General features: G+C 60.2%; 19 protein-coding genes. 1 reads left to right on the top strand and 18 read right to left on the bottom strand.

The features are described 5' to 3' along the window. Positions 1-125: 125 nt before the first annotated feature. From ACIOWE_RS20410 to hutC, 18 genes are all read right to left on the bottom strand, one after another. A complete protein-coding gene (locus tag ACIOWE_RS20410; RefSeq protein WP_077570385.1) occupies positions 126-860 on the bottom strand; it encodes an amino acid ABC transporter ATP-binding protein in 735 nt (244 codons plus the stop codon). Further along, positions 853-1,812, bottom strand: coding sequence for an amino acid ABC transporter permease (locus tag ACIOWE_RS20405; RefSeq protein ID WP_401395070.1), 960 nt, complete (start codon positions 1,810-1,812; stop codon positions 853-855). The genes ACIOWE_RS20410 and ACIOWE_RS20405 overlap by 8 nt, the downstream gene beginning before the upstream one ends. Positions 1,813-1,942: 130 nt before the next feature. Beyond that, on the bottom strand, positions 1,943-2,740 hold the full coding sequence (locus ACIOWE_RS20400; RefSeq protein WP_103304231.1) for a transporter substrate-binding domain-containing protein: 798 nt from the start codon (positions 2,738-2,740) through the stop codon (positions 1,943-1,945). A 388-nt stretch (positions 2,741-3,128) separates the two neighbouring features. Continuing rightward, positions 3,129-5,699, bottom strand: a complete 2,571-nt coding sequence (gene mdoH, locus ACIOWE_RS20395) for a glucans biosynthesis glucosyltransferase MdoH (RefSeq protein ID WP_401395067.1) — start codon at positions 5,697-5,699, stop codon at positions 3,129-3,131. Next, positions 5,692-7,458 (bottom strand): glucan biosynthesis protein G, encoded by a 1,767-nt coding sequence (locus ACIOWE_RS20390; RefSeq protein ID WP_201235912.1) that lies wholly within the window; start codon positions 7,456-7,458, stop codon positions 5,692-5,694. Before ACIOWE_RS20390 ends, mdoH begins: the two co-directional genes overlap by 8 nt. A 366-nt stretch (positions 7,459-7,824) precedes the next feature. Then, positions 7,825-8,262, bottom strand: coding sequence for a D-aminoacyl-tRNA deacylase (gene dtd / locus ACIOWE_RS20385; protein WP_401395064.1), 438 nt, complete (start codon positions 8,260-8,262; stop codon positions 7,825-7,827). Further along, a complete protein-coding gene (gene pip, locus ACIOWE_RS20380) occupies positions 8,259-9,230 on the bottom strand; it encodes a prolyl aminopeptidase (protein WP_201235914.1) in 972 nt (323 codons plus the stop codon). The genes dtd and pip overlap by 4 nt, the downstream gene beginning before the upstream one ends. Positions 9,231-9,472: 242 nt before the next feature. Continuing rightward, positions 9,473-10,276, bottom strand: coding sequence for an N-formylglutamate deformylase (hutG, locus tag ACIOWE_RS20375; RefSeq protein WP_401395061.1), 804 nt, complete (start codon positions 10,274-10,276; stop codon positions 9,473-9,475). A 10-nt stretch (positions 10,277-10,286) separates the two neighbouring features. Then, positions 10,287-11,492: an imidazolonepropionase gene (hutI, locus tag ACIOWE_RS20370; RefSeq protein WP_401395058.1), complete on the bottom strand. Its 1,206-nt coding sequence runs from the start codon at positions 11,490-11,492 to the stop codon at positions 10,287-10,289. Positions 11,493-11,594: 102 nt separating this feature from the next. After that, positions 11,595-13,127 carry a histidine ammonia-lyase gene (hutH, locus tag ACIOWE_RS20365; protein WP_401395055.1) on the bottom strand — a complete coding sequence of 511 codons (1,533 nt, stop codon included), beginning with the start codon at positions 13,125-13,127 and terminating at the stop codon, positions 11,595-11,597. Positions 13,128-13,243: 116 nt separating this feature from the next. Continuing rightward, positions 13,244-14,767: a histidine ammonia-lyase gene (gene hutH, locus ACIOWE_RS20360; RefSeq protein ID WP_401395052.1), complete on the bottom strand. Its 1,524-nt coding sequence runs from the start codon at positions 14,765-14,767 to the stop codon at positions 13,244-13,246. Positions 14,768-14,900: 133 nt separating this feature from the next. After that, complete coding sequence (locus ACIOWE_RS20355; protein WP_401395050.1) at positions 14,901-15,731, bottom strand: glycine betaine/L-proline ABC transporter ATP-binding protein; 831 nt, start codon at positions 15,729-15,731, stop codon at positions 14,901-14,903. Beyond that, positions 15,728-16,579, bottom strand: coding sequence for a proline/glycine betaine ABC transporter permease (locus tag ACIOWE_RS20350; RefSeq protein ID WP_027611284.1), 852 nt, complete (start codon positions 16,577-16,579; stop codon positions 15,728-15,730). Before ACIOWE_RS20350 ends, ACIOWE_RS20355 begins: the two co-directional genes overlap by 4 nt. Positions 16,580-16,662: 83 nt before the next feature. Beyond that, positions 16,663-17,631, bottom strand: a complete 969-nt coding sequence (locus ACIOWE_RS20345) for an ABC transporter substrate-binding protein (RefSeq protein ID WP_201147600.1) — start codon at positions 17,629-17,631, stop codon at positions 16,663-16,665. Between the two features lie 70 nt (positions 17,632-17,701). Beyond that, the gene (locus ACIOWE_RS20340) at positions 17,702-19,174 is read right to left on the bottom strand and encodes a purine-cytosine permease family protein (protein WP_401395046.1); all 1,473 of its coding nucleotides are present in this window, start codon (positions 19,172-19,174) and stop codon (positions 17,702-17,704) included. Between the two features lie 149 nt (positions 19,175-19,323). Then, on the bottom strand, positions 19,324-21,006 hold the full coding sequence (gene hutU, locus ACIOWE_RS20335) for a urocanate hydratase (protein ID WP_401395043.1): 1,683 nt from the start codon (positions 21,004-21,006) through the stop codon (positions 19,324-19,326). A gap of 480 nt (positions 21,007-21,486) precedes the next feature. Next, positions 21,487-22,059: a HutD family protein gene (locus tag ACIOWE_RS20330; protein ID WP_401395040.1), complete on the bottom strand. Its 573-nt coding sequence runs from the start codon at positions 22,057-22,059 to the stop codon at positions 21,487-21,489. Then, on the bottom strand, positions 22,056-22,766 hold the full coding sequence (gene hutC / locus ACIOWE_RS20325; protein ID WP_166218791.1) for a histidine utilization repressor: 711 nt from the start codon (positions 22,764-22,766) through the stop codon (positions 22,056-22,058). The genes ACIOWE_RS20330 and hutC overlap by 4 nt, the downstream gene beginning before the upstream one ends. Before the next feature lie 145 nt (positions 22,767-22,911). On the opposite strand from hutC, the gene ACIOWE_RS20320 reads away from it, so the two are divergent. Beyond that, on the top strand, positions 22,912-24,276 hold the full coding sequence (locus ACIOWE_RS20320) for a formimidoylglutamate deiminase (RefSeq protein ID WP_401395037.1): 1,365 nt from the start codon (positions 22,912-22,914) through the stop codon (positions 24,274-24,276). Positions 24,277-24,379: the final 103 nt, after the last annotated feature.

The raw sequence follows: 24,379 nt of genomic DNA, 5'->3' as shown, positions 1-24,379 counted from the left end.
GCTGTGGACCGAGGTGATGCCATTCGCGAGCAGGCTCGCTCCCACATTGGACCGTGTCCGCTTGGACAACTCGGTCAACTGTGGGAGCGAGCCTGCTCGCGAAGGCGTTCTGAAAGACGCCGCGGTTACAGAACCTGACGCAGGAAGGCCTGAGCCCGGGGATCCTTCGGCGCATCAAAGAACTCTGCCGGCGAGGCATCTTCGAGCAATTTGCCGTGATCGAAGAACAGCACCCGATCCGCTACCTCCCGAGCAAAACCCATTTCGTGGGTCACGCAGACCATGGTCATGCCTTCCACGGCCAGGTTTTTCATCACATCCAGCACTTCGCCGACCATTTCCGGGTCGAGCGCCGAAGTCGGCTCATCGAACAGCATGACCTTCGGCTCCATTGCCAGCGCCCGGGCAATCGCTACGCGCTGCTGCTGACCGCCGGACAAACGTGACGGAAACTCGTTGGCCTTCTGTGCGATGCCGACCTTTTTCAGCAGCTCCATGGCCTTGGCTTCACGCTCTTTCTTGCCGCGCTTGCGCACGACTTTCTGCGCCAGACAGAGGTTTTCCAGCACAGTCATGTGCGGGAACAGGTTGAAGTGCTGGAACACCATGCCGACTTCGCGGCGGTAGGCGTTGACGTCGGTTTTCGGGTCGGCCAGTTGCAGGCCGTCGATGCTCACCGAACCGGAGTCGAACTCTTCCAGGCCGTTAAGGCAACGCAAGAAGGTCGATTTGCCGGAACCGGACGGGCCGATCACCACCAGCACTTCGCCCTTGGCGACCGTCGTGCTGACGTTATCCACCGCGCGCACCACCTGGCCACGGGTGTCGAAGACTTTTACCAGATCGCGGACTTCAATCACTTTGCGCGAGCCTCCGCTCAAGCCGGCTGGCGATTTTCGACAGCGGCAGGTTGATCAACAGGTACAGGCCGGCGACGCAGAACAGAATCTCGAACGGCGAGAACGAAGTGGTGATGACTTCACGGCCACTTTTCAGCAGCTCGGTGATGGCGATCACCGACACCAGTGAGGTGTCCTTGACCAGACTGATGAACTGCCCGGCCAGCGGCGGCAGCACGCGTTTGAACGCTTGCGGCAGCACCACATGACGCATCGACTGGCCGGCACTCAGACCGAGCGAGCGCGCCGCTTCGTTCTGACCGCGTGCAATCGATTGCACGCCGGAACGGATGATCTCGGCCACGTAAGCGCCGGTGAACAGCGACAGCGCGGCGATCCCGGCGAACTCGCGGGACAGGTTCATCACCGTGCCGATGAAGAAGTAGAAAATGAAGATCTGCACCAGCAGCGGCGTACCGCGCACCAGCTCGACGTAAATGCTCGACAAGTCGCGCAAGGTCGGGTTGCTCGACAAGCGGCACAATCCGGTGACCAGGCCGATCAGCAGACCCAGAACCCCGGAGACCACCGACAGCCAAAGCGTCGTCCACAACCCCCACAACAGCGGCCCTGCCGCCCAATGCCGGGTCACGCCCACGACGTCGCCTTCCGCGACATCGTCGCCCTGAGCGAATTGCAGGCTGTTTTCGTCGACGGTCAGGTGCTGCTCGTCACCGGCATCGTTGCGCAGGGTGACTTGCGCGCTGCCACCCTTGCGCACCAGTTCGCTGACCGTGGAAATATCGGCAGCGCGCTGGGTTTCCTCGGCCTGATAGGCGAAGTACTGCGGCACGCGGTTCCAGCGCCATTCGTAGGACATCAGCGACGTCGCGTAATACAACGCGCCGGCCAGGCCGATCAGCACCAGCACGGTGAGGACGTGCCAGGGCCATTGGGCTTTTTTATGTTTCATTGCAGGTTCCGGATTTTGTGTTGCTTACAAGGCCCTCTTCGCGAGCAGGCTCGCTCCCACATTGGAATGCATTTCAAATGTGGGAGCGAGCCTGCTCGCGAAAGGGGCGACGCGGTCTGACTGACCGGCGTTATTCCATGTCCTTGAGCCACTCGGTGCTCTTGAACCACTTGTCATGGATGCGATCGTAGGTGCCGTCTTCGTGGATCTGGTGCAGGAAGTTGTTGATGAAGTTGATGCTGTCGTAGTCGCCCTTCTTCAGACCAAAGGCCAGCGGCTCGTAGGTGAACGGCTTGTCGAGGAACACCAGTTTGCCGGCGCCGACCTTGTTCACTGCCACAACGTTGTACGGCGCGTCATAAATAAAGGCGTCAGCCTTGCCGTTGACCACGTCGAGTACCGCTTCCTGCTCGTTGTCGTAGCCGTGGTATTTGGCTTTGGCGATCAGCTTCTTGGCGACCATCTCACCGGTGGTGCCGAGCTTGGAGGTGATGCGGTAGTCGGCAGTGTTCAGGTCTTTATAAGACTTGATGGTGCCTTCCAGCTCCTTGCGGATCAGCAGGGTCTGGCCGACGACGATGAACGGTTCGCTGAAGTTCAGGCGCAGGTTGCGTTCCTGAGTCAGGGTCATGCCGCTGCCGATCATGTCGAACTTGTCGGTCATCAAGGCCGGGATGATGCCGTCGTAGCCGGTGGAGACCAGCTCCAGCTTGACGCCCATGGCCTTGGTCATGGCTTTGAGGATGTCGACTTCGAAACCGATGATCTCGCCACGCTTGTTGGTCATTTCGAACGGCATGTAGGTCGGATCCATACCGACTTTCAATGTGCCGCGCTTGACCGCGTCATCGATTGCGCCAGCGTGCGCCGCATTGACTGCAACCAGTGCCGTGACGCCGACCAGCAGCATCGACAGATACTTCTTCATCTTCAAGTCCCCAAAACCATTGCGTTTGCGGCGCGAAAACCAACAGAGGCGGGCCAAAAAGCCCGGGTGCGCCAATTCGGGGACGGATGCTAACGCACTCGTTTTTTTGCACAAGGTTTAATGGACGATTTGTTTAACAATCAAGATCGCTCCCCCTCACCCCAGCCCTCCCGAAACGTCGGACCGCCCCCAAGGGGGCGAGGGGGAAAGGGAGCAGATCGAAGAATATTCAAAACTTGAGTTCGACTCGATATCTCAGGTCGGCGTAACTCGCACATCCAACTCGGTCAGTCCCCTCTCCCTACGGGCGGTCCGACGTTTCGGGAGGGTTAGGGTGAGGGGCTTTCAGCTCCATAAAAAAACCCCGCTGATTAGCGGGGTTTCTTCATCAGGCCGGTTGCGCCTGCATGCTCAGCGGTCGCAGCGGCAGCAACGGCGCATGCGGATCGGCTTTCACCGAAGCGCGCCAGGCGTCCAGCCACTCGGCGTGACTTTCGGCCCAGACCAGCTCGTGCAGTCGCGCCAGAGCCACCGGATCGCTCAGCAGTTGCAGGCGCTCGTGGTTGCTCAGCGCCGCCGGTCCCACCTTCAGGGCGTGACGGACACGCTCCTGACGCAGCCACTCGATCGGCTCGGCCTGACCGTGACGGGAAGTCGCCAGCGAGCACGCCAGAGCGTTCTGCTGTGGATCGACCACCGCGCGGACAAAACCGTCGTTGAGGGCGTGGTAACGATTTTCATGGGTGTACTGATCGGTCGCCAGCAACGCCTGTGGCGGATTGTATTCCTCGGGGATGAGGAACAGGCTCTCGTCACGGGATTTGAGGCCCAGACCGACACGGCTGGAAATCACCGACACCGGAATCGACAACATCAGCGAACCAACGATCGGCACCAGCCACCACAGGAAGCTCGGGTTCAGCCAGATCACCAGCAGCGCCCAGCAGAAACCCAGCAGGGTTTGCGGGCCGTGGCGCTTGACCGCTTCGCTCCATGGCGTCGAGTCGTCGTCACGTTGCGGCGAGTTCCAGGTCGCGGCCCAGCCAAGGAACGCGGCCAGGACGAAACGGGTGTGGAAAATCATCCGCACCGGCGCCAGCAGCATGGAGAACAACATCTCCAGCAGCATCGACAGGGTCACTTTGAACTTGCCGCCGAACTCTTTCGCGCCTTTGGCCCAGATCAGGATGATGCTCAACAGTTTCGGCAGGAATAGCAGCACGATAGTTGTCGAGAACAGCGCGATGGCTTTATCCGGGTGCCATTGTGGCCACAGCGGATAGAGCTGACGCGGTTCAAGGAAGTACTGCGGCTCCATCAGCGTGTTCACCGCCAACAGCGCGGTCGACAGCACCAGGAAGAAGAACCACAACGGCGCCGACAGGTAAGACATCACGCCGGTGAGGAACACCGCACGGTGCACCGGGTGCATGCCTTTGACCAGGAACAGACGGAAGTTCATCAGGTTGCCGTGACACCAGCGACGGTCACGCTTGAGTTCATCCAGCAGGTTCGGCGGCAGTTCTTCGTAGCTGCCCGGCAGGTCATAGGCAATCCACACGCCCCAACCGGCACGGCGCATCAGCGCGGCTTCAACGAAGTCGTGAGACAAGATCGCACCGGAAAACGCGCCTTTGCCCGGCAACGGCGCCAGGGCGCAGTGGTCGATGAACGGCTTCATGCGGATGATCGCGTTGTGACCCCAGTAGTGGGATTCACCCAACTGCCAAAAGTGCAGACCGGCGGTAAACAGTGGACCGTAAACGCGGGTAGCGAACTGCTGCATGCGTGCATACAGGGTGTCCATGCCCGACGCACGCGGCGCGGTCTGGATGATCCCGGCGTCCGGCGTGGCTTCCATCAGGCGCACCAGACTGGTCAGGCACTCGCCGCTCATCACCGAGTCGGCGTCGAGCACAACCATGTACTTGTAGTCACCGCCCCAACGACGGCAGAAGTCGTCGAGGTTGCCGCTCTTGCGTTTCACACGACGGCGACGGCGGCGGTAGAAGATCTTGCCGAAGCCTTTGGCCTCGCGGCAGACGTCCAGCCAGGCCTGTTGCTCGGCGACACAGATGTCGGTGTCGTTACTGTCGCTGAGGACGAAGAAGTCGAAGCGATCCAGATCACCAGTCGCGGCTACCGATTCGAACGTCGCCCGCAGACCGGCGAATACACGCGGCACGTCTTCGTTGCAGATCGGCATGACCAGCGCGGTACGGGCGTCTTTGGCAATCGGCTCGTTGCCGGCGCTTTTGCCGGAGATACGGTATTTATCGTGACCGGTGAGCAGCTCAAGGAAGCCCATCAGCGCGGTCCAGAAACCGGCCGATACCCAGCAGAACAGAATCCCGAAGAGAATCAGGATGCTGGTTTGCAGCGCATACGGCAGCACTTGCGTGGCTGTTTGCATCAGCGGTTGATGCAGGACTTCGTCGAGATCGACGAACGACCAGCCCTGGTACGGCATGATGCCTTTCATGTACCAGCCGGCGACGATGGTCTGGCCAAGCATCAGCAGCAACAGAATGTAGCGACGGATCGAACCGACGGTGCGCCAGCGCGCGGCCGGCAGGACGTTCTCGTCCTTCGGCGGCTGCGGTGGGTTGGTGCGACCGGTCAGCCGGCGCCAGCCACGCACCAGAATATTGGTGCGCCATGGCTCCGGCACAACTTTGGTCCGACGGATCGGCGGCGTCGCCTTCATGCTGACGCGACCGCTGGCGTCGAGCGCCAGCATCTCCGCATCTTCAAGTTCTTCGGCGGTGCTCAGGGTCAGGCGCTTACCCACCGAAGCCTGGGCGGCTTCGGCAGGGGCGTCGAACGTCGAGGACGACAAGCGTTGGTGCAGCTCGCTGAACGACTGGCAGCCCGCGAGTTCCGCGCGCTGCTCGTCGGTCATCGGCAGATGCGCCAGGTACTCGGACAGAGTCTCTGGCTGTACTTGAGAGTTACTCATCGGCAGGCAACTGATAGCTCCAGGTCTCGGTCAGGACTTCTTCAGTCGGTGCCGATTCCGGTGTGGCTGGGGCCGCGTCCGCAGCCGCTGGCTGCTTGGCGTCTTTGTTGGCCTTGTCCTTGGCATCAGCTACAGGCTTGGCGTCAGCCTGTTTGGCCTCGGCGGCCTTGGCTTCCTTGTCGAGTTTCTCTTGTTGCTTGGCAGCGACCTTGTCGGCCTTGGCGACGGACGAATTGGACGCCGGCACCGATTTCGCCAGATCAGCGGTCACGACTGGCTGTACCAGCGCGGCACGCATCTCGGTCGACTTGCTCGCGTCCTTGATTTTCATCCGCAGGGTCAAACGCCAGCCCTTGGTCTCAGGGTTGTAGCGCACGCTGTTTTCAACCAGTTCGGCGTTGTCGCCAACACTGACCTGGCTGCGCACGTCGGCGTCCGGGGTCAGAGCCGCCAGCGATGGGCCTTCGAAGTCGACCAGGTAGGCAACGCTGCCATCCGGCTGACGGATCAGGTTCGATTGCTTGACGTCACCAGTCGAACGCAGTGTCTGCGAAACCCAGGCGCTGTCCGGCGCGTGAATCGCCGCTTCGTCCATGGTCCAGTGCAGGCGGTAGGCGAAGTCCAGAGGCTTGCCTGGCTCCGGCATGGTTTCCGGGCTCCAGAACGCAACGATGTTGTCGTTGGTTTCGTCGGCGGTCGGAATCTCTACCAGATCAACAGTGCCCTTGCCCCACTCGCCCTTCGGCTCGATCCAGGCGCTTGGGCGCTTGTCGTAGCGGTCGTCGAGGTCTTCGTAGTGGCTGAAGTCGCGGCCACGTTGCAGCAGACCGAAACCACGCGGGTTCTCGACGCTGAAGTTGCTCACGGCCAGGTGTTTCGGGTTGTTCAGCGGACGCCAGATCCACTCGCCGTTGCCGGCATGGATCGACAGGCCACTGGAGTCGTGCAGTTCACGACGATAGTTGAGGACTTTCGACGGCTGGTTGGCGCCGAACAGGAACATGCTGGTCAGCGGCGCGATGCCCAGTTTGCCGACCTTGTCACGCAGGAACACCTGCGCCTTGACGTCAACAATGGTGTCGCTGCCCGGACGCAGAATCAGACGATAGGCACCGGTGGCACGCGGCGAGTCGAGCAGCGCGAAGATCACCAGATGCTTGTCACCCGGCTTCGGCTGCTGAATCCAGAATTCGCGGAAACGCGGGAACTCTTCACCCGACGGCAGCGCGGTATCAATGGCCAGGCCACGAGCCGACAGACCGTAGGTGTGACCCTTGCCGACGACGCGGAAGTAGCTCGCGCCGAGCATGGTCATGATTTCGTCTTGCTTGTCGGCCTTGTTGATCGGGTACAGCACACGGAAACCGGCATAACCCAGTTGTTCAGTGGCTTTAGGATCAAATTTCAGGTCGCCGAAATCGAAGCGGGAAGGATCATATTTGATCTCTTCGACGGTGTTCGCCGTGATTTCGTTGATTTTCACCGGTGTATCGAAGTGCATACCCTGGTGATAGAAGGACAGTTTGAACGGGGTCTTCTGATCAGCCCACTCAGCCTTTTCGGTGAGGAAGCGGATTTTCTGATAGTCCGCGAACTTCATATCGCGGAATTCGTTCGGCAGGTTGCTGCGCGGGGCTTCGAATTTCTGCCCGGCAAGCTCTTTGGCCTTGGTCGATACATCGTCAAGATTGAACGCCCAAAGCTGACCGGCGCTGAGCAGGCACAGGAGCGCCGAACCCGCTACCAGGGCACTTCGCATGCGTTTGGCAGACAATTTTGCTGCATTACAGGGACTAACAATCACGAGCAACCCTCGCCGAAAACAGATCAATAAACCAACGGCCAGATGAAGTGCCTGTAGGGTTTTCGGCAGTAAAAAACCGACCTTCCAGAACACTCTTGCCAAGTTGGCGAGCATTGTTCCGACTCCGCTGGGGCAAAATGATTCCCCAATCGGATCCGGACAAGTCTCTACCTAAGTCAAAATGGACCAACGAACGCTGATCCCCGTAGCGCGCGATTATCTAGTAGCCCGCATGACAACGCATCAGGGGTAACAAAGTATTTATCGCGAAAAATGCCTGTTTTCAGTCGAAATGCCCTTAAAAAGATGTTTCAAGCGCTTTCACGTCTGTAACAGGAAGGTTACCGGGCCATCATTGACCAGGTGCACCTGCATATCCGCGCCGAATCTACCTGATGCCACAGTGCCATGCATCTGTTTCGCTTTGCTTAATAGATAGTCGAACAATTCCTCGCCCAGGGCCGGAGGAGCCGCCGTCGAAAAACTCGGTCGCAATCCGCTTTTGGTGTCGGCAGCCAGAGTGAACTGAGAGACCAGCAGCAACCCGCCGCCAACATCCGCCAGGGACAAGTTCATCTTGCCCTCGGCGTCGCTGAATACCCGATAGTTAAGCAGCTTATGCAGAAGTTTGTCGGCGCTCGCACGCGTGTCGTCGGGTTCGACCGCTACCAGCACCAGCAAACCCTGATCAACCGCGCCAACCACCTCGCCCGCCACTTCGACTCGCGCACCCTGCACGCGCTGTAAAAGCCCCTTCATGCTTCTTCGGGCGGCAGGTCGAGCAGGCGTCGGGCCATTTTGCTCGCGGCGCGTACCAGTGCATCGGTGATGCCCGGTTCAGACGCGGCATGGCCGGCATCGCGGATCACTTGCAGCTCGCTGTTCGGCCAGGCCTGGTGTAATTCCCAGGCATTGTCGAGCGGGCAGATCACGTCGTAACGACCGTGAATGATCACGCCCGGCAGATGGGCGATCTTGCCCATGTCGCGAATCAGTTGATTCGGCTCAAGGAATGCATTGTTGGTGAAGTAGTGGCATTCGATCCGCGCAATCGACAAGGCGCGTTGTGGCTCGGAGAAGCGATCGACCACCAGCGGATTCGGCCGCAGGGTCGCGGTGCGTCCTTCCCAGGTCGACCAGGCTTTGGCCGCGTGCATCTGGGCGATCTGGTCGTTGCCGGTCAGGCGTTTATGGAAGGCGCTGAGCAGGTCGTTGCGCTCGTCCAGCGGGATCGGCGCGATGTAGTCCTGCCAGTAATCAGGGAACAGACGACTCGCGCCGGCCTGATAGAACCATTCGATTTCCTGCGGACGGCAAAGAAAGATCCCCCGCAGGATCAGGCCATGCACGCGCTCCGGGTGAGTTTGCGCATAGGCCAGCGCCAGGGTCGAACCCCACGAGCCGCCAAACAGCACCCATTTGTCGATGCCCAGGTGTTTGCGGATGCGCTCAAGGTCGGCGACCAGATCCCAGGTGGTGTTGTTTTCCAGGCTGGCGTGCGGCGTGGAGCGGCCACAGCCGCGCTGGTCGAAGGTGACAATGCGATACAGGTTCGGATCGAAATAGCGACGGCTCTGCGCGTCGCAACCGGCGCCGGGGCCGCCGTGGATGAACACGACCGGCAAGCCTTCTGGTGAACCGCTTTCGTCGACGTACAGTGTATGGGTGTCATCGACAGCCAGATCGTGCCGGGCGTGAGGTTTGATCTGCGGAAACAAAGTCTGCATTGCGCGCTCCGTAAGGGGTCGAGGTCATCCCTGGGGGGACTTCTATTATTCTGCCGTTGGGCATCATAAACCCGATTTACATCAATGAGCATGCTCCAGCGCAGTCACCGTTTGTCAGCCATCAACTTCGTAGTGTGTACACCATCCTGTGGGAGCGAGCCTGCTCGCGAATGCGGTGTGTCAGTCAACGTAAATGTTGGCTGACCGGACGCCTTCGCGAGCAGGCTCGCTCCCACAGGGGGTCATGCGGTGTACTGAGACTTTGCCCAGGCCAGATAGTGCTGCAGCAACTCCTTGAGGATCACCCGCGTCGGCTCGGCAAGATCAGGGCGATAGCGGAACGGTTCGAACTCTTCCATGTACGTGCACTGGCCCAGTTCCAACTGTACGGCGTGGATGTTCTCGGCCGGGTTGCCGTAATGGCGAGTGATGTGGCCACCCTTGAAGCGCCCGTTGAGCACATGGCTGTAATCACCGTGACGCGCGCAGATTGCTTCCAGTTGCGTGGCCAGTTGTGGATCGCAACTCGCGCCGTTGAAAGTGCCGAGGTTGAAGTCCGGCAGCTTGCCGTCGAACAGGTGCGGGATGATTGAGCGAATCGAATGCGCATCGAACAGCAATGCATAGCCGAATTCAGCTTTCAGCCGCGCCAGCTCTTCCTGCAAGGTGCGGTGATAAGGCGTCCAGATCTGTTTCAGATAAGTTGCGCGCTCTTCTTTCGAGGGCTCCAGCCCTTCCTTGAACAGCGGGATGCCATCGAACAGCGTCGCCGGGTACAAGCCGGTGGTGGCGCCGGCGTACAGCGGCTTGTCATCGGACGGGCGATTCAGGTCGATGACGAAGCGCGAATATTCGGCGGCCAGGGTGCTGGCGCCCAGCTCTTCAGCAAAATCGTAGAGCTGCGGAATATGCCAGTCGGTGTCCGGCAGGCTTTTCGCGTCTGCGATCAGTCCGGCCTCGACTACAGGCGTCAATCGCACACCGGCATGGGGCATGCTGATCAGCAACGGCACGCGACCTTGTTTGAAGTTCAGAACCTTATCCACAACCGCTCTCCTACAGACTTGATTCAACGCCGTGACGCACGACGCGTTTGTCCAGATCACCACCGAGCCAGTAAGCCAGATCCGCCGGGCGATCAATGTGCCAGGCAACAAAATCGGCAACCTTGCCGACTTCCAGCGAACCGTGGGTGGCGGCCATGCCCAGCGCTTGCGCGGCATGAATCGTCGCGCCGGCCAGGGCTTCTTCCGGGGTCATGCGGAAACAGGTGCAGGCCATATTCAGCATCAGGCGCAACGATAGCGCTGGCGAGGTGCCGGGGTTGAGGTCGCTGGCGATGGCGATCTTCACGTTGTGCTTGCGCAGCGCATCCATCGGCGGCAACTGGGTTTCGCGCAGGAAATAGAACGCGCCCGGCAGCAGCACCGCGACGGTATCGGATGCGGCCATGGCGATGGCGTCAGCCTCATCCATGAACTCCAGGTGATCGGCAGACAACGCGTGATAGCGCGCAGCGAGGCTGGAACCGTGCAGCGACGACAGTTGTTCGGCGTGCAGCTTCACCGGCAGACCGAGTTTTTGTGCCGCGACGAACACACGCTCGACTTGCTCCGGCGAGAACGCCAGGTATTCGCAAAATGCATCCACGGCATCGACCAGACCTTCGGCGGCCAGTGCCGGCAGCATCTCGGTGCAGATCAGATCGATGTAATCGTCAGCGCGGTCCTTGTATTCCGGTGGCAACGCGTGAGCGGCGAGACAAGTGCTGCGCACGCTGATCGGCAACTCCTTGGCCAAGCGCCGGATGACCCGGAGGATCTTGCGTTCGTTGGCCAGATCGAGGCCGTAGCCGGATTTCATTTCGACGGTGGTCACGCCGTCGCGCATCAGACTTTTCAGGCGTTTGGCGGCGCTGGTAAACAACTCGTCTTCAGTCGCTTCGCGAGTCGCACGCACGGTGCTGGCGATACCGCCACCCTGCGCGGCGATTTCGGAGTAGCTGACGCCTTGCAGGCGTTTTTCGAATTCACCGCTGCGGTTGCCGCCGAACACCGTATGGGTGTGGCAGTCGATCAAGCCGGGGGTGACCCATGCGCCTTGCAGATCATTGACGTCCGGGTATTCGCCGGACGGCAATTGATCACGCGGACCGATCCACTCGATGAGCGCACCGGACGTCACGATGGCCGCATCCTCGATGATCGAGTAGACGCCTTGCGCCATGGTTGCGACGTGGCAGTGTTGCCAGAGGGTTTTCATCCCTTAGTCTCCACAGTATTCAAAATCGATTTCGCGAGCAGGCTCGCTCCCACATTTGGAATGCGTACCCCTGTGGGAGCGAGCCTGCTCGCGAAGAGTCCATCACAGGCTAGGCAAAAGCTTGGCCGGAACCAGTTCGGTCAGGCACCGCGAAGCCAGCAGTTCAGTCGCCGCATTGATGTCCGGCGCAAAGAACCGGTCCTTCTCGTAGAACGGCACTTCGCGACGCAGAATCGCCCGCGCCTGTTCGAGCTTCGCCGAGGTCTTCAGACCGTTGCGCAGATCCAGACCCTGCACCGCCGCCAGCCATTCCACCGCGAGAATGCCGCGAGTGTTTTCAGCCATTTCCCACAGGCGCTTGCCAGCCGCCGGGGCCATGGATACGTGGTCTTCCTGGTTGGCGGAAGTCGGCAGGCTGTCGACCGAATGCGGATGGGACAGCGCCTTGTTTTCGCTGGCCAGTGCCGCTGCGGTTACCTGAGCAATCATGAAACCGGAGTTCACGCCGCCATTGGCCACCAGGAACGGCGGCAGTTGCGACATGTGCTTGTCCATCATCAGCGAGATACGGCGTTCGCTCAGCGAGCCGATTTCGGCAATCGCCAAGGCCATGTTGTCAGCCGCCATGGCCACCGGTTCGGCGTGGAAGTTACCGCCGGAAATCACGTCGCCCTCAGCCGCGAATACCAATGGGTTATCCGACACGGCGTTGGCTTCGACCGCCAGCACTTCAGCGGCCTGACGGAACTGGGTCAGGCAGGCGCCCATGACTTGTGGCTGGCAGCGCAGCGAATACGGGTCCTGGACCTTTTCGCAGTTCTGGTGCGAGTCGGAGACTTCGCTGCGCTCGCCGAGCAGATCACGATAAGCGGCGGCGGCATCGATCTGACCTTTCTGGCCGCGAGCCGCGTGAATGCGTGCGTCGAACGGCGAGCGCGAACCGAGTACCGCTTCAACCGTCAGACCGCCTAGCGCAATCGCACCGGCAAACAAATCTTCACCTTCAAACAGACCACGCAGCGCAAACGCCGTGGAAACCTGCGTGCCGTTCAGCAGCGCCAGACCTTCTTTGGCGGCCAGGGTCAGTGGGGTCAGGCCAGCGACTTTCAGCGCTTCGGTCGCCTCCATCCACTCGCCCTTGTAACGCGCCTTGCCCTCGCCCAGCAGCACCAGCGACATGTGCGCCAGCGGCGCCAAATCGCCGGAAGCACCGACCGAGCCCTTCAATGGAATGTGCGGGTAAACCTCGGCATTGATCAGCGCGATCAGCGCATCGATCACCACGCGGCGGATGCCGGAAAAACCACGGCTGAGGCTGTTGACCTTGAGCACCATGATCAGGCGCACCAGCTCATCGCTGATCGGCTGACCAACGCCGGCGGCGTGGGACAGCACCAGCGAGCGCTGCAGGTTTTCCAGGTCTTCGCTGGCGATGCGGGTCGAGGCCAGCAGGCCAAAACCGGTGTTGATGCCGTACGCGGTGCGGTTCTCGGCGAGGATCTGCTCGACGCAGGCAACACTGGCTTCGATTTGCGCCGAGGCGCTGTTGTCGAGGCTCAGTTTGACCGGGTTCTGAAAGACGTCACGCAGTTGGGCCAGGCTCAGTTGGCCGGGAATCAGGTTCAGCGCAGTCATTAAAATGCTCCTTTTGAACATTGTTATTAACTACCAGTCGCTCCGGAGCATTCCGTTATCCGTCGTTTCTCATCTTGTGGACGATCCACGCCTTGGCACGCTGGTATGGGTAGTTGTCAGTGCAAATTCGGTAACACGTTGTGCGGCAGATTCGGGTCTTTCAACACGCTCGCAGCGGCGGCGATGTCCGGCGCCAGCCAACGATCCTGATCGTAGGCCGGGACCTTTTCACGCAGCAGTCGCCACGCCACATCAGTGCCCGCGCCGAAGCGTTGTTCCTTGAGGAATTCAAACGCCTGCGCCGCGAGCAGATATTCGATGGCGAGGATCTGCGTGCAGTTTTCCAGTGCACGGTGCAGCTTGAGCGCGGCGTTGGTGCCCATGCTCAAATGATCTTCCTGCAGGCCTGAAGTGATGTAGTTGTCGAGCACCGCTGGTTGCGCCAATTGGCGGTTTTCCGCACACAGCGACGCGGCGACGTATTGCACGATCATCATCCCGGAGTTCACCCCCGGATTGGCCACCAGAAACGCTGGCAGACCGCTGACGTGCGGGTTAACCAGACGATCGAGGCGACGCTCGGCAATCGAGCCGATTTCGGCCATGGCGATGGCCAGCAGATCCGCTGCCATCGCCACCGATTGGCCGTGCGGGTTGGCTTGCGACATCACCCGGAAATTGTCCGGCGTGCCGAGCAGCAATGGGTTATCGGTGCAGCCGTTGAGTTCGGCTTCGACCTGTTTGATCGCGTGATCCAGTTGATCGCGTGCGGCGCCATGCACCTGCGGGATGGAGCGAATGCTCAGCGCATCCTGCGTACGAATGCCTTTGCTCGACGCAATCACTTCACTGCCATCGAGCAACGCACGCAGATTGATTCCGACGTGCTGCATGCCCGGATGCGGCTTGAGCGCGATGATCTCGGCATCGAACGCGTCGATCTGCCCGCGTTGCGCTTCGAAACTCATGGCACCGATGACGTCGGCCCACTGCACCAGACGCGTGGCATCGGCAATCGCCAGACAGCTGAGACCGGTCATGCACGGCGTACCGTTGACCAGGCACAAGCCATCCTTCGCACCGAGTTGCACCGGTTGCAGGCCTTCTTCGGCCAGCGCCTGTTGCGCAGAAGTGATTTGCCCGCGATAGCTGACATTGCCGACGCCCAGCAGCGTGATGCCGATGTGCGCCATGTGGGTCAGATAGCCCACCGAACCTTGCGACGGCACTTGCGGGGTGATGCCACGATTGAGCAGCGCCAGCAGCGCTTCGACCACCCGGCGATGAATCCCGGATTTGCCGTGGCTGTAGTTGTGAATGGCGGCGCAGATGATTGCGCGGGTCTGCTCGTCGGCGAGTACCGGGCCGACGCCACAGGCGTGGCTGAGCAGGGTATTACGCGAGAGCTGGCTGAGCTGTTCGTCCTTGAGCGAGACGTTGGACAGGCCGCCCAGACCGGTGTTGACGCCATAGGCGCGCTCGCCGCTTTCGACGATGCGCTGAACGATGCCCTGCGCGTTTTCGATGCGCGCCCAGGTCTCGTTCGACAGCTCCAGTTGCGCGCCATGACGGGCGACGGCAACCACGTCCTGCCAACGCAGGGGGCTGCCGGTGATGACGATTTTTTCAGCCTGGGACATCTTCAACCTCATCCGAACATTGATGCAGCTGTGCCGACGCTTTCGCGAGCAGGCTCGCTCCCACATTGGAATGCAATCCCCTGTGGGAGCGAGCCTGCTCGCGAAGAGGCCAGCTCAGCCAACACAAAACTGTTTAAACCACCGCCGCCCGCCGCTGCACGAACCGGTCGACGTACTCATCCGCTGGCGAATGCAGGATCTCGCGCGGCGTGCCGACCTGAATCAATCGCCCATCCTTGAGAATCGCAATGCGATTACCAATGCGCACCGCCTCATCGAGGTCGTGGGTGATGAAGACGATGGTCTTGTGCAGAGTCTTTTGCAGTTCCAGCAACTGATCCTGCATCTCGGCGCGGATCAGCGGATCCAGCGCACTGAACGCCTCGTCCATCAGGATGATGTCGGTGTCCGCCGCCAAGGCCCGGGCCAGGCCGACGCGCTGACGCATGCCGCCGGAGAGCTGGTGCGGGTATTTGTTTTCGTAGCCCTTGAGGCCCACGGTATTGATCCAGTGCAGCGCGCGTTCGGAGCACATTTGCTTGCTCTCGCCGCGCACCTTCAGGCCGTAGGCGACGTTGTCGAGCACGGTCTTGTGCGGCAGCAGGCCGAAGCTCTGGAACACCATGCTGATCTTGTGCCGGCGAAATTCGCGCAGGGCTTCCATGTCGTATTGCAGGATGTCCACGCCATCGACGAGGATCGCGCCGCTGGTCGGGTCGATCAGGCGATTGAAGTGGCGCACCAGCGTCGATTTGCCGGAGCCGGACAAGCCCATGATCACGAAGATTTCGCCGGTGCCGATGCTCAGCGACAGGTCGTTAACGCCGACCACACAACCGGTTTCGTTCAGCACCTGATCCTTGGTCTTGCCCTGACCGACCATGGCCAACGCATCCTTGGCACGGTTGCCGAAAATCTTGAAGACGTTTTTGACTTCGATCTTGCTCACGGTTGCGTTGCTCATTTGCTCACCTCATGCCGTGGCCGACCGTACGCCTGAGTAATGCGGTCGATGACCACTGCGAGAATCACGATCGCCAGACCGGCCTCGAGGCCACGTCCGACGTTGAGGGTCTGAATCCCCACCAGCACATCTTCACCCAGACCACGGGCGCCGATCATCGAGGCGATCACCACCATCGACAGGGCCATCATGGTGGTCTGGTTGATCCCGGCCATGATGCTTGGCAGGGCCAGCGGCAGTTGCACGCCGAACAGTTGCTGCCAGCGGTTGGCACCGAAGGCGTTGATCGCTTCCATGACTTCGCCGTCAACCTGGCGAATACCCAGATCGGTCAGGCGAATCAGCGGTGGAGCGGCGTAAATGACGGTGGCGAAAATCGCCGGCACCTTGCCCAGACCGAACAGCATCAGCACCGGAATCAGGTACACGAAACTTGGCATGGTCTGCATGATGTCGAGCAGCGGCATCAACACCGAACGCAGGCGATTGCTGCGTGCCGAGAGAATCCCCAGCGGGATGCCGATCAGCACCGAAATGATCGTCGCGACCATCATCAGCGCCAGGGTCTGCATGAGTTTGTCCCACAGGCCAACGGCGCCGACGAGGAACAGCAGACCGACGATGACCGCCGTGGTCAGCACTTTGCGTGTGGCGTGCCAGGCAACGACACCGACGATCGCCAGCATCAACCACCACGGCGCCGCACGCAGCAGGCCTTCGAGATTGACGATGGCCCACAACAGGGTGTCGGAGATGTGACGGAACACATCACCGTAGTTGGTGACCAGCGAATCGACCCAACCGTTGACCCAGTCGGCGATGGAAAAGGTAAAGCTTTCGGGAAACATAAGCGGCTCTCAATCAGAAATCTCAATCAAGCGATTACGGCATATCTCCCGGCCAGCCTCACGGTTAGCCGGGAGGTATCGACCTACAGCGCCGCGTCGATTTTCTTGGCTGCGTCGTCACTGACCCACGCGTGCCAGACCTCAGGATGTTCCTTGAGGAAGATTTTCGCCAGTTTTGGCGACTCGATACGTTCCTTCGCCATGCGTCCCAGGTTCTGGTTCAGCAGGTCGATCGGCAAGTTGACCTTTTCCAGCACGGCCACCAGCTCCGGCGCTTGTTCGTGGAAGGTTTTCGACAGACCGACCTTGATGCTTACGCTCTTGTCGACGCCCGGTTTTTCTTCAAGCTTGACCAGATCGACCTGGCCCATCAGCGGGGTTGGCGACCAGTAGTAGAACAGGATCGGTTCGCCACGCTTGTAGCTCGACAGTACCGCCGCATCGAGTGCCGGGCCGGTGCCCGGACGGAAGTTGGTGTAGCTGTTTTCCAGACCGTAGCTTTTGAGCATTTCGCTGTTGTCCAGCTCGCAGGTCCAGCCGGCCGGGCAGTTGTAGAAACGGCCCTTGGATGGTTCTTCGGCGTCCTTGAACACAGCGGAGTATTTGCCTAGGTCAGCGATGTTTTTCAGGTCCGGGGCTTTCGGTTCCAGCTTGCGCTTGGCGTCGCCTTCGATCACGTAACGCGGCACGTACCAGCCTTCCACCGCGCCAACCACCGGAGCGCCGACACCAACAACCTTGCCGGCCTTCTCGGCCTTGTTCCAGACTTCGCTGCGGCCGACCCACTCTTCGGCGAACACTTGAATATCGTTGCTGCTCAGGGCGTTTTCCATGGTGATGGAGTTGCCTGGCAGGCTGTCGGTCTTGCAGTCGTAACCTTTTTCCAGCACCACTTGCAGCACGTCGGTCAGCAGCATGCCGCTTTCCCAGTTCAGCCCGGCGAATTTCACCGGTTTGCCCGATTCGCACCAGCCGGCGGCCTGAGTGGCGCCGGCACTGGCAAGCAGGCCCATGGAAAGCAATGCGGTCAGCAGGGTCTTGTTCGATTTCATTGTCGTGACGCTCCTAATCATGAATTGGGCTTACGGCAGTCAAGAGGCATCCAGCCCTGTCCACGTCCAATCAGGCCTGCGCCGCTACGCGACTGGCCCCGCTTTTTTCAGGTTGTGCATGGCTGTTCTGCTCGACCGGCAGAATCAGCTGATCAGGTACCGCGCTGTGCCATTTTTTCGCGCACACGTAGTAGACGACGGCCGGCAACACCAGACCGATGATCCAGGAGATATCCACATCACCCAGCGCTGCCACCAGCGGACCGGTGTAGAACTTGGTGGAGATGAACGGCAGCTGCACCAGCACGCCGAACACATAGACGCTGATCCCGAGGATGTTCCAGCGGCCGTAGCGACCGTTCGGATCGGCCAGCGCCGGCACGTCGTAGCGCTCACGGGTGATGCAGTAGTAGTCCACCAGGTTGATCGCACTCCACGGTGTGAAGAATGCGAGCAGGAACAGGATGAAAGACTTGAACGCACCGAGGAAAGAGTGCTGACCGAGCAAGGCAATCAGGGTTGCTGCGCCAACGATGAACAGTACGAAGACCAGACGCTGCAAACGCGAGACCTGCAAGTGGCCACGGAAGCCGCTGATGATGGTCGCGATGCACATGAAACTGCCGTAGGAGTTCAGCGTCGAGATGGTCACCTTGCCGAACGCGATGCTGAAGTACAGCAGCGCAGCGGTGGCACCGGCGCCGCCCAGACCAACGATGTAAGCAACCTCATGACCGGCGAACTGGCCGTTGGAGGACGCTGCGGCGAACACGCCGAGAATCATCGCCACTTGTGCGCCAACCACGGAGCCTGCACCGGCGGCGAAGAAGGTTTTTACCGCCGAGGTCTTGCTCGGCAGGTAACGGGAATAATCAGCCACGTAAGGGCCGAAAGCGATCTGCCACGACGCGGCAAGCGATACCGCGAGCAGGAAGCTGCTCCAGCTGAAGTGACGGATCTGCAGGAGTGCGCCCACATCAACCTGACTGATCAGCCGGCTGAACAGATAAACGAAGGCGATCACACCAACGACACTGGCGACACGGCCGATCCAGTGGATCACCCGATAACCGAGCACCGTGACCACCACAATGACACTGGCGAACAGCAGGATACCCACGGTGTCGCTGACGCCAAACAACTGGCCCAGCGCCTGACCGGAAAGTACCGTGCCGGTGGCGGTGAAACCCAAATACATCAGGCACACCAGCACGATCGGAATGGCCGCGCCATAAACCCCGAACTGCACACGGCTGGAAATCATCTGCGGCAGACCGAGCTTCGGCCCTTGCGCCGCATGCAGCGCCATCACCCCGCCGCCGAGCAGTTGACCGATCAACAGACCGATCAACGACCAGAACACATCACCGCCCAGCACCACGGCCAGGGCCCCGGTGACAATTGCAGTGATTTGCAGGTTGGCACCCATCCACAGGGTGAACTGGCTAAACAGACGACCGTGTCTTTCCGCTTCCGGGATGTAGTCGATCGAACGCCTTTCGATCAACGGTTTGTTGCCTGCACGATCGGTGTTAACAGCCATGATTCAACCTCTGTGGATTGTTCCGGGTTTTGTTCTTGTTTTGGCTTTTGTAGGAGTGAGCCTGCTCGCGATTGCGGTGTGTCAGTCAGCACATTTGCTGAATGGGCCGGCCTCATCGCGAGCAGCTCACTCCTACAGGGGTTTTGCGTTTATTGACCGGTAATCATCGGCAGGTTCAGGCCCTGCTCCTTGGCGCAGTCGATGGCGATCTGGTAACCGGCATCGGCGTGACGCATGACGCCGGTGGCCGGGTCGTTGTGCAGCACGCGTGCGATACGCTCGGCCGCTTCGTCAGTACCGTCGCAGACAATCACCATGCCCGAGTGCTGCGAGAAGCCCATGCCGACGCCGCCGCCGTGGTGCAGGGAAACCCAGGTCGCGCCGCTCGCGGTGTTGAGCAGAGCGTTGAGCAGTGGCCAGTCGGAGACTGCGTCGGAACCGTCCTGCATCGATTCGGTTTCACGGTTCGGGCTTGCCACCGAGCCGGAGTCGAGGTGGTCGCGACCGATCACGATGGGCGCCGACAGCTCGCCGCTGCGGACCATTTCGTTGAACGCCAGACCGAGCTTGGCGCGCAGGCCCAGGCCAACCCAGCAGATACGTGCCGGCAGGCCTTGGAAGCTGATGCGCTCGCGGGCCATGTCCAGCCAGTTATGCAGGTGGGCATCGTCCGGGATCAGTTCTTTGACCTTGGCGTCGGTCTTGTAGATGTCTTGCGGATCACCCGACAGTGCCGCCCAACGGAACGGGCCAATGCCACGGCAGAACAGCGGACGGATGTAGGCTGGTACGAAGCCCGGGAAATCGAACGCGTTTTCGACGCCTTCTTCCTGCGCCATCTGACGGATGTTGTTGCCGTAGTCGAAGGTCGGAATGCCCTGCTTCTGGAATTCCAGCATGGCTTTGACGTGCACGGCCATCGACTGTTTGGCGGCTTTGATCACAGCGGCCGGCTCGGTCTTGGCGCGGGCACGGTATTCGTCCCAGGTCCAGCCGGCTGGCAGGTAACCGTTCAATGGATCGTGGGCGCTGGTCTGGTCGGTGACCATGTCCGGGCGCACGCCGCGCTTGACCAGTTCCGGAAGGATTTCTGCCGCGTTACCCAGCAGCGCGATGGAGATCGCTTTGCCTTCTTTGGTGTATTTGTCGATGCGCGCCAAGGCGTCGTCGAGGTCTTTGGCTTGCTCGTCGACGTAACGGCTCTTCAGGCGGAAATCGATACTGACCTGCTGGCATTCGATGTTCAGCGAGCAAGCGCCGGCCAGGGTTGCAGCCAGAGGTTGTGCGCCACCCATGCCACCCAGACCGGCGGTGAGGACCCACTTGCCGGTGAGGTTGTCGTTGTAGTGCTGGCGACCGGCTTCAACGAATGTTTCGTAGGTGCCCTGGACGATGCCCTGGCTGCCGATATAGATCCAGCTGCCGGCGGTCATCTGGCCGTACATGGCCAGGCCTTTGGCGTCGAGTTCGTTGAAGTGTTCCCAGCTCGCCCAGTGTGGAACCAGGTTGGAGTTGGCGATCAGTACGCGCGGGGCATTGCTGTGAGTCTTGAACACGCCGACCGGCTTGCCGGATTGCACCAGCAGGGTCTCGTCGTCGTTCAGGTTGGTCAGGCTCTCGACGATCTTGTCGTAGCATTCCCAGTTACGCGCGGCGCGACCGATACCACCGTAGACCACCAGTTCTTTAGGGTTCTCGGCGACTTCCGGGTCGAGGTTGTTCATCAGCATCCGCAGCGGCGCTTCGGTCAGCCAGCTCTTGGCGGTCAGCTTGTTGCCGCGGGCAGCGCGGATCTCGACGTTGCGGTATTTAGTAGGCTTATTGTCAGTCACGAAAAAGACTCCTCAGCGATCAATTCAAACCAACCCTGGCAGTGGGCAAGCAGCCTGTGCGCTTCAATGCGCGACAAGCGAATCAGTGGACGCTGCGGACTTATACGCATACGTCTTTACTTGTACATACAAGCATATGCAATCAAGCGGCCAACTTGTTGAAGGGGTGTTCAAGAAAAATCGCGGACAGGGCTGGAGAGCGCCTGAAACAAGGGTTCTGGCGTTGATGAAATTTTTCGTGAGGGATTTTGCGGAAGGCTGATGGTTGTTACGTGGCCGTGGTTTTGCGTCACGCTGGGGCGTTCGGTAACAAGTTGGTGCACCGAAGAAACAAGAAGTGTGAATGCACTTGTGGCGAGGGAGCTTGCTCCCGCTGGAGGCCGGAGGACTCCCAATTTCGGCATGTACCGATTTTGGGGCCGCTTCGCAGCCCAGCGGGAGCAAGCTCCCTCGCCACAGGGGTTTTGCAGAATCCAGGAATCAGCGAGCCGTCAGTTCGATCACGCAGCAAGCGGCATTGGTGGTGACTTCAACCAGTGCGGTGTTACCGTCCAGTTGCAGGCAATCATGCCGGCCAAGTTGCGCAGCGCTGTCACCGACCTTCACTTGCAGCAGTTCACTGACACTGAACACCAACACGGTCGATGCCGAACTGAAAAACCGCTGTTCGCCGTCCAGCCACTGCAACCGCGCGCGATAACGCTGCGGCGCGTAGATCAGGTTGAAGTCGCGGATCGCGCCACCGAGCAGCGTGCACGACACCTGGCTCTCGCCACTGAAAGCGAATGGGTCCAGCGGTAACAACGGACGAGTATCGTCACCGTCGACACACAAGGTCATGCCATCGCCTTGCAATACGGTGATCACGCGCTGGTAACCGGCGAATGTGGAGAAGCCGCCTGACTCGGCGATGTCGGCAATCGACAGCCGCCAGCCGAAACCATCCAGACCGGCACCCGCGTCACGGGTGATTTCTTCAGTGCTGCCGCCGCCGTTTTTCCACGGCATGCGCGGGTAGCCTTCGGCGCGTAAAACTTTCACTTCACTGCTCATTTATGAAAGCGTCCTTCCAGACGATGACGAGAACCGGGGTGAATCAAACGCGCAGCGGTAACAGGCTGGCGACCCGACCAGGTACGGCGACGGATCAACAGGCAAGGCTCGCCTTTCTCGATCTGCAGCAACTTGCACTCGGACGGCTCGGCAAGAATCGCCTCGACCACATGCTCGCCTTCGGTCAGCGGCGCGACCTGGTTCAGATAGGCGTATGGCGTTTGCAGGGTGAAGTCCTGCTTGAGGTATTCCGGGGCGACCAGCGCGTTGACGAAGCGGTCTTCGATTTGCACCGGAATGTCGTTTTCGTAATGCACGATCAGCGAGTGGAAAACCTTCTGCCCTTCACGCATGTCCAGCGCCAGGGCGCGCTCGGAACCGGCGGCCTCTTCTTCGAGGGTGATGACCGTACAAGTATGGCGGTGACCGCGTGAGGCGATTTCGTCGGCAATGTTGTGCACTTCGAACAAGGCAGACTGGCTCTTCGGCTCGGCGACGAACGTACCGACACCTTGCATACGAACCAGCAGACCGTCGGCGGTCATCTCACGCAATGCACGGTTGATGGTCATGCGGCTGAAACCAAGCTGATTGACCAGCTCGCTCTCCGACGGCACGCGGTAGTGCGGCGGCCAGTTACCGCTGTCGATCTGCTGGGTGATCATCTGTTTGACGCGGGCATACAAGGGCGCCGGACTGTCGCCCATGTTCGCGGCCAACGGGGAAACTGGAGGCGGAGTCGGCACGGTTGATCCTTGTTCGTCGGTAGAGGTTGCTAGCTTGCCGGAGTTTACCGGGCAGGCAAACGTCTGTATATGTATATACAAATAACACACGATGGGGTGCTGAACCATGTCCGCTTTCTTTGCCGAACGCGCGCTGCTGCCTAACGGATGGGCCAACAATGTACGTCTTGAGGTCAGCGCCGATGGCCTGCTGACCCAAATCCAGGCCGATTCCACCGCAGATGGCGCCGAACGGTTGAGCGGTCCGTTGCTGCCGGGGATGCCCAACCTGCACTCCCACGCCTTCCAGCGCGCAATGGCCGGACTGGCTGAAGTGGCCGGCAACCCGAACGACAGTTTCTGGACCTGGCGCGATCTGATGTATCGGCTCGTCGGAAAAATCAGTCCGGATCAACTCGGCGTCATCGCCCGTCAGCTCTACATCGAAATGCTCAAGGCCGGTTACACATCGGTCGCCGAATTCCATTACGTGCACCATGACAGCAACGGCCAGCCGTATGCGGATCCGGCCGAACTGGCGTTGCGCATCAGCCAGGCCGCCAGCGAAAGCGGCATCGGTCTGACCCTGCTGCCGGTGCTTTACAGCCACTCCGGTTTCGGCGGCCAGACACCCAATGACGGCCAACGCCGTTTTATCAACAGCACCGAAAACTATCTGAATCTGCAATCGCGCTTGCAGCCATTACTGGCGCAGCAAAAGGCGCAATCACTGGGTCTGTGCTTCCACTCGTTGCGCGCAGTCACTCCGCAGCAGATCAGCGAAGTGCTGGCAGCCAGCGACAAGCAATGCCCGGTGCACATCCACATCGCCGAACAGCAAAAGGAAGTCGACGATTGCCTGAGCTGGAGTGGTCGTCGCCCACTGCAATGGCTCTATGAAAACACCGAAGTCGATCAGCGCTGGTGCCTGGTGCACGCCACCCACGCCAACCCGGAAGAAGTCACGCTGATGGCCAAGAGTCGCGCCATTGCCGGGCTGTGCCTGACCACCGAAGCGAATCTGGGCGACGGGATTTTCCCGGCCGTGGATTTCCTCGCTCAGGGCGGACGCATGGGCATCGGTTCCGACAGTCATGTGTCGCTCAGCGTGGTCGAGGAGTTGCGTTGGCTGGAATACGGTCAGCGTCTGCGTGATCAGCGGCGTAACCGTTTGTATGGCGCGGATCAGCCGATGGTCGGCCGTACGCTGTACGACGCGGCGCTGGACGGTGGTGCTCAGGCATTGGGGCAGCCGATTGGTGCGCTGGAAGTCGGCAAGCGTGCCGACTGGATTGTGCTCGATGGCAACGATCCGTATCTGGCGACCGCCAGTGGTGACGGAATTTTGAATCGCTGGTTGTTTGCTGGCGGGGATCGTCAGGTGCGTGACGTGCTGGTCAACGGCCAGTGGGTGGTGCGCGATGGCCGGCATGCCGGGGAAGAGGACAGCGCTCGCGCCTTCACCCAAGTTCTGCGCGACCTTTTAGGCTGACACATAACCAAATGTAGGAGTGAGCCTGCTCGCGAAAGCGCTGTATCCGTCAACATATTCGTCGACTGACACACCCTCTTCGCGAGCAGGCTCGCTCCCACAT

It is taken from the genome of Pseudomonas sp. NPDC087598, from assembly GCF_044743525.1.
In the GTDB taxonomy this organism is placed as follows: Bacteria; Pseudomonadota; Gammaproteobacteria; order Pseudomonadales; family Pseudomonadaceae; genus Aquipseudomonas.
The sequence above is the reverse complement of the archived record's forward strand: the minus strand, read 5'-3'. Positions and strand labels throughout refer to the sequence as shown.

What these genes read in the sequence shown, in the direction of transcription:
- ACIOWE_RS20405 (WP_401395070.1), bottom strand. Translation starts at nt 1,812, where the DNA reads ATGAAACATAAAAAAGCCCAATGGCCCTGGCACGTCCTCACCGTGCTG.
- ACIOWE_RS20400 (WP_103304231.1), bottom strand. Translation starts at nt 2,740, where the DNA reads ATGAAGAAGTATCTGTCGATGCTGCTGGTCGGCGTCACGGCACTGGTT.
- mdoH (WP_401395067.1), bottom strand. Translation starts at nt 5,699, where the DNA reads ATGAGTAACTCTCAAGTACAGCCAGAGACTCTGTCCGAGTACCTGGCG.
- ACIOWE_RS20390 (WP_201235912.1), bottom strand. Translation starts at nt 7,458, where the DNA reads ATGCGAAGTGCCCTGGTAGCGGGTTCGGCGCTCCTGTGCCTGCTCAGC.
- dtd (WP_401395064.1), bottom strand. Translation starts at nt 8,262, where the DNA reads ATGAAGGGGCTTTTACAGCGCGTGCAGGGTGCGCGAGTCGAAGTGGCG.
- pip (WP_201235914.1), bottom strand. Translation starts at nt 9,230, where the DNA reads ATGCAGACTTTGTTTCCGCAGATCAAACCTCACGCCCGGCACGATCTG.
- hutI (WP_401395058.1), bottom strand. Translation starts at nt 11,492, where the DNA reads ATGAAAACCCTCTGGCAACACTGCCACGTCGCAACCATGGCGCAAGGC.
- hutH (WP_401395055.1), bottom strand. Translation starts at nt 13,127, where the DNA reads ATGACTGCGCTGAACCTGATTCCCGGCCAACTGAGCCTGGCCCAACTG.
- hutH (WP_401395052.1), bottom strand. Translation starts at nt 14,767, where the DNA reads ATGTCCCAGGCTGAAAAAATCGTCATCACCGGCAGCCCCCTGCGTTGG.
- ACIOWE_RS20355 (WP_401395050.1), bottom strand. Translation starts at nt 15,731, where the DNA reads ATGAGCAACGCAACCGTGAGCAAGATCGAAGTCAAAAACGTCTTCAAG.
- ACIOWE_RS20350 (WP_027611284.1), bottom strand. Translation starts at nt 16,579, where the DNA reads ATGTTTCCCGAAAGCTTTACCTTTTCCATCGCCGACTGGGTCAACGGT.
- ACIOWE_RS20345 (WP_201147600.1), bottom strand. Translation starts at nt 17,631, where the DNA reads ATGAAATCGAACAAGACCCTGCTGACCGCATTGCTTTCCATGGGCCTG.
- ACIOWE_RS20340 (WP_401395046.1), bottom strand. Translation starts at nt 19,174, where the DNA reads ATGGCTGTTAACACCGATCGTGCAGGCAACAAACCGTTGATCGAAAGG.
- ACIOWE_RS20330 (WP_401395040.1), bottom strand. Translation starts at nt 22,059, where the DNA reads ATGAGCAGTGAAGTGAAAGTTTTACGCGCCGAAGGCTACCCGCGCATG.
- hutC (WP_166218791.1), bottom strand. Translation starts at nt 22,766, where the DNA reads ATGGGCGACAGTCCGGCGCCCTTGTATGCCCGCGTCAAACAGATGATC.
- ACIOWE_RS20320 (WP_401395037.1), top strand. Translation starts at nt 22,912, where the DNA reads ATGTCCGCTTTCTTTGCCGAACGCGCGCTGCTGCCTAACGGATGGGCC.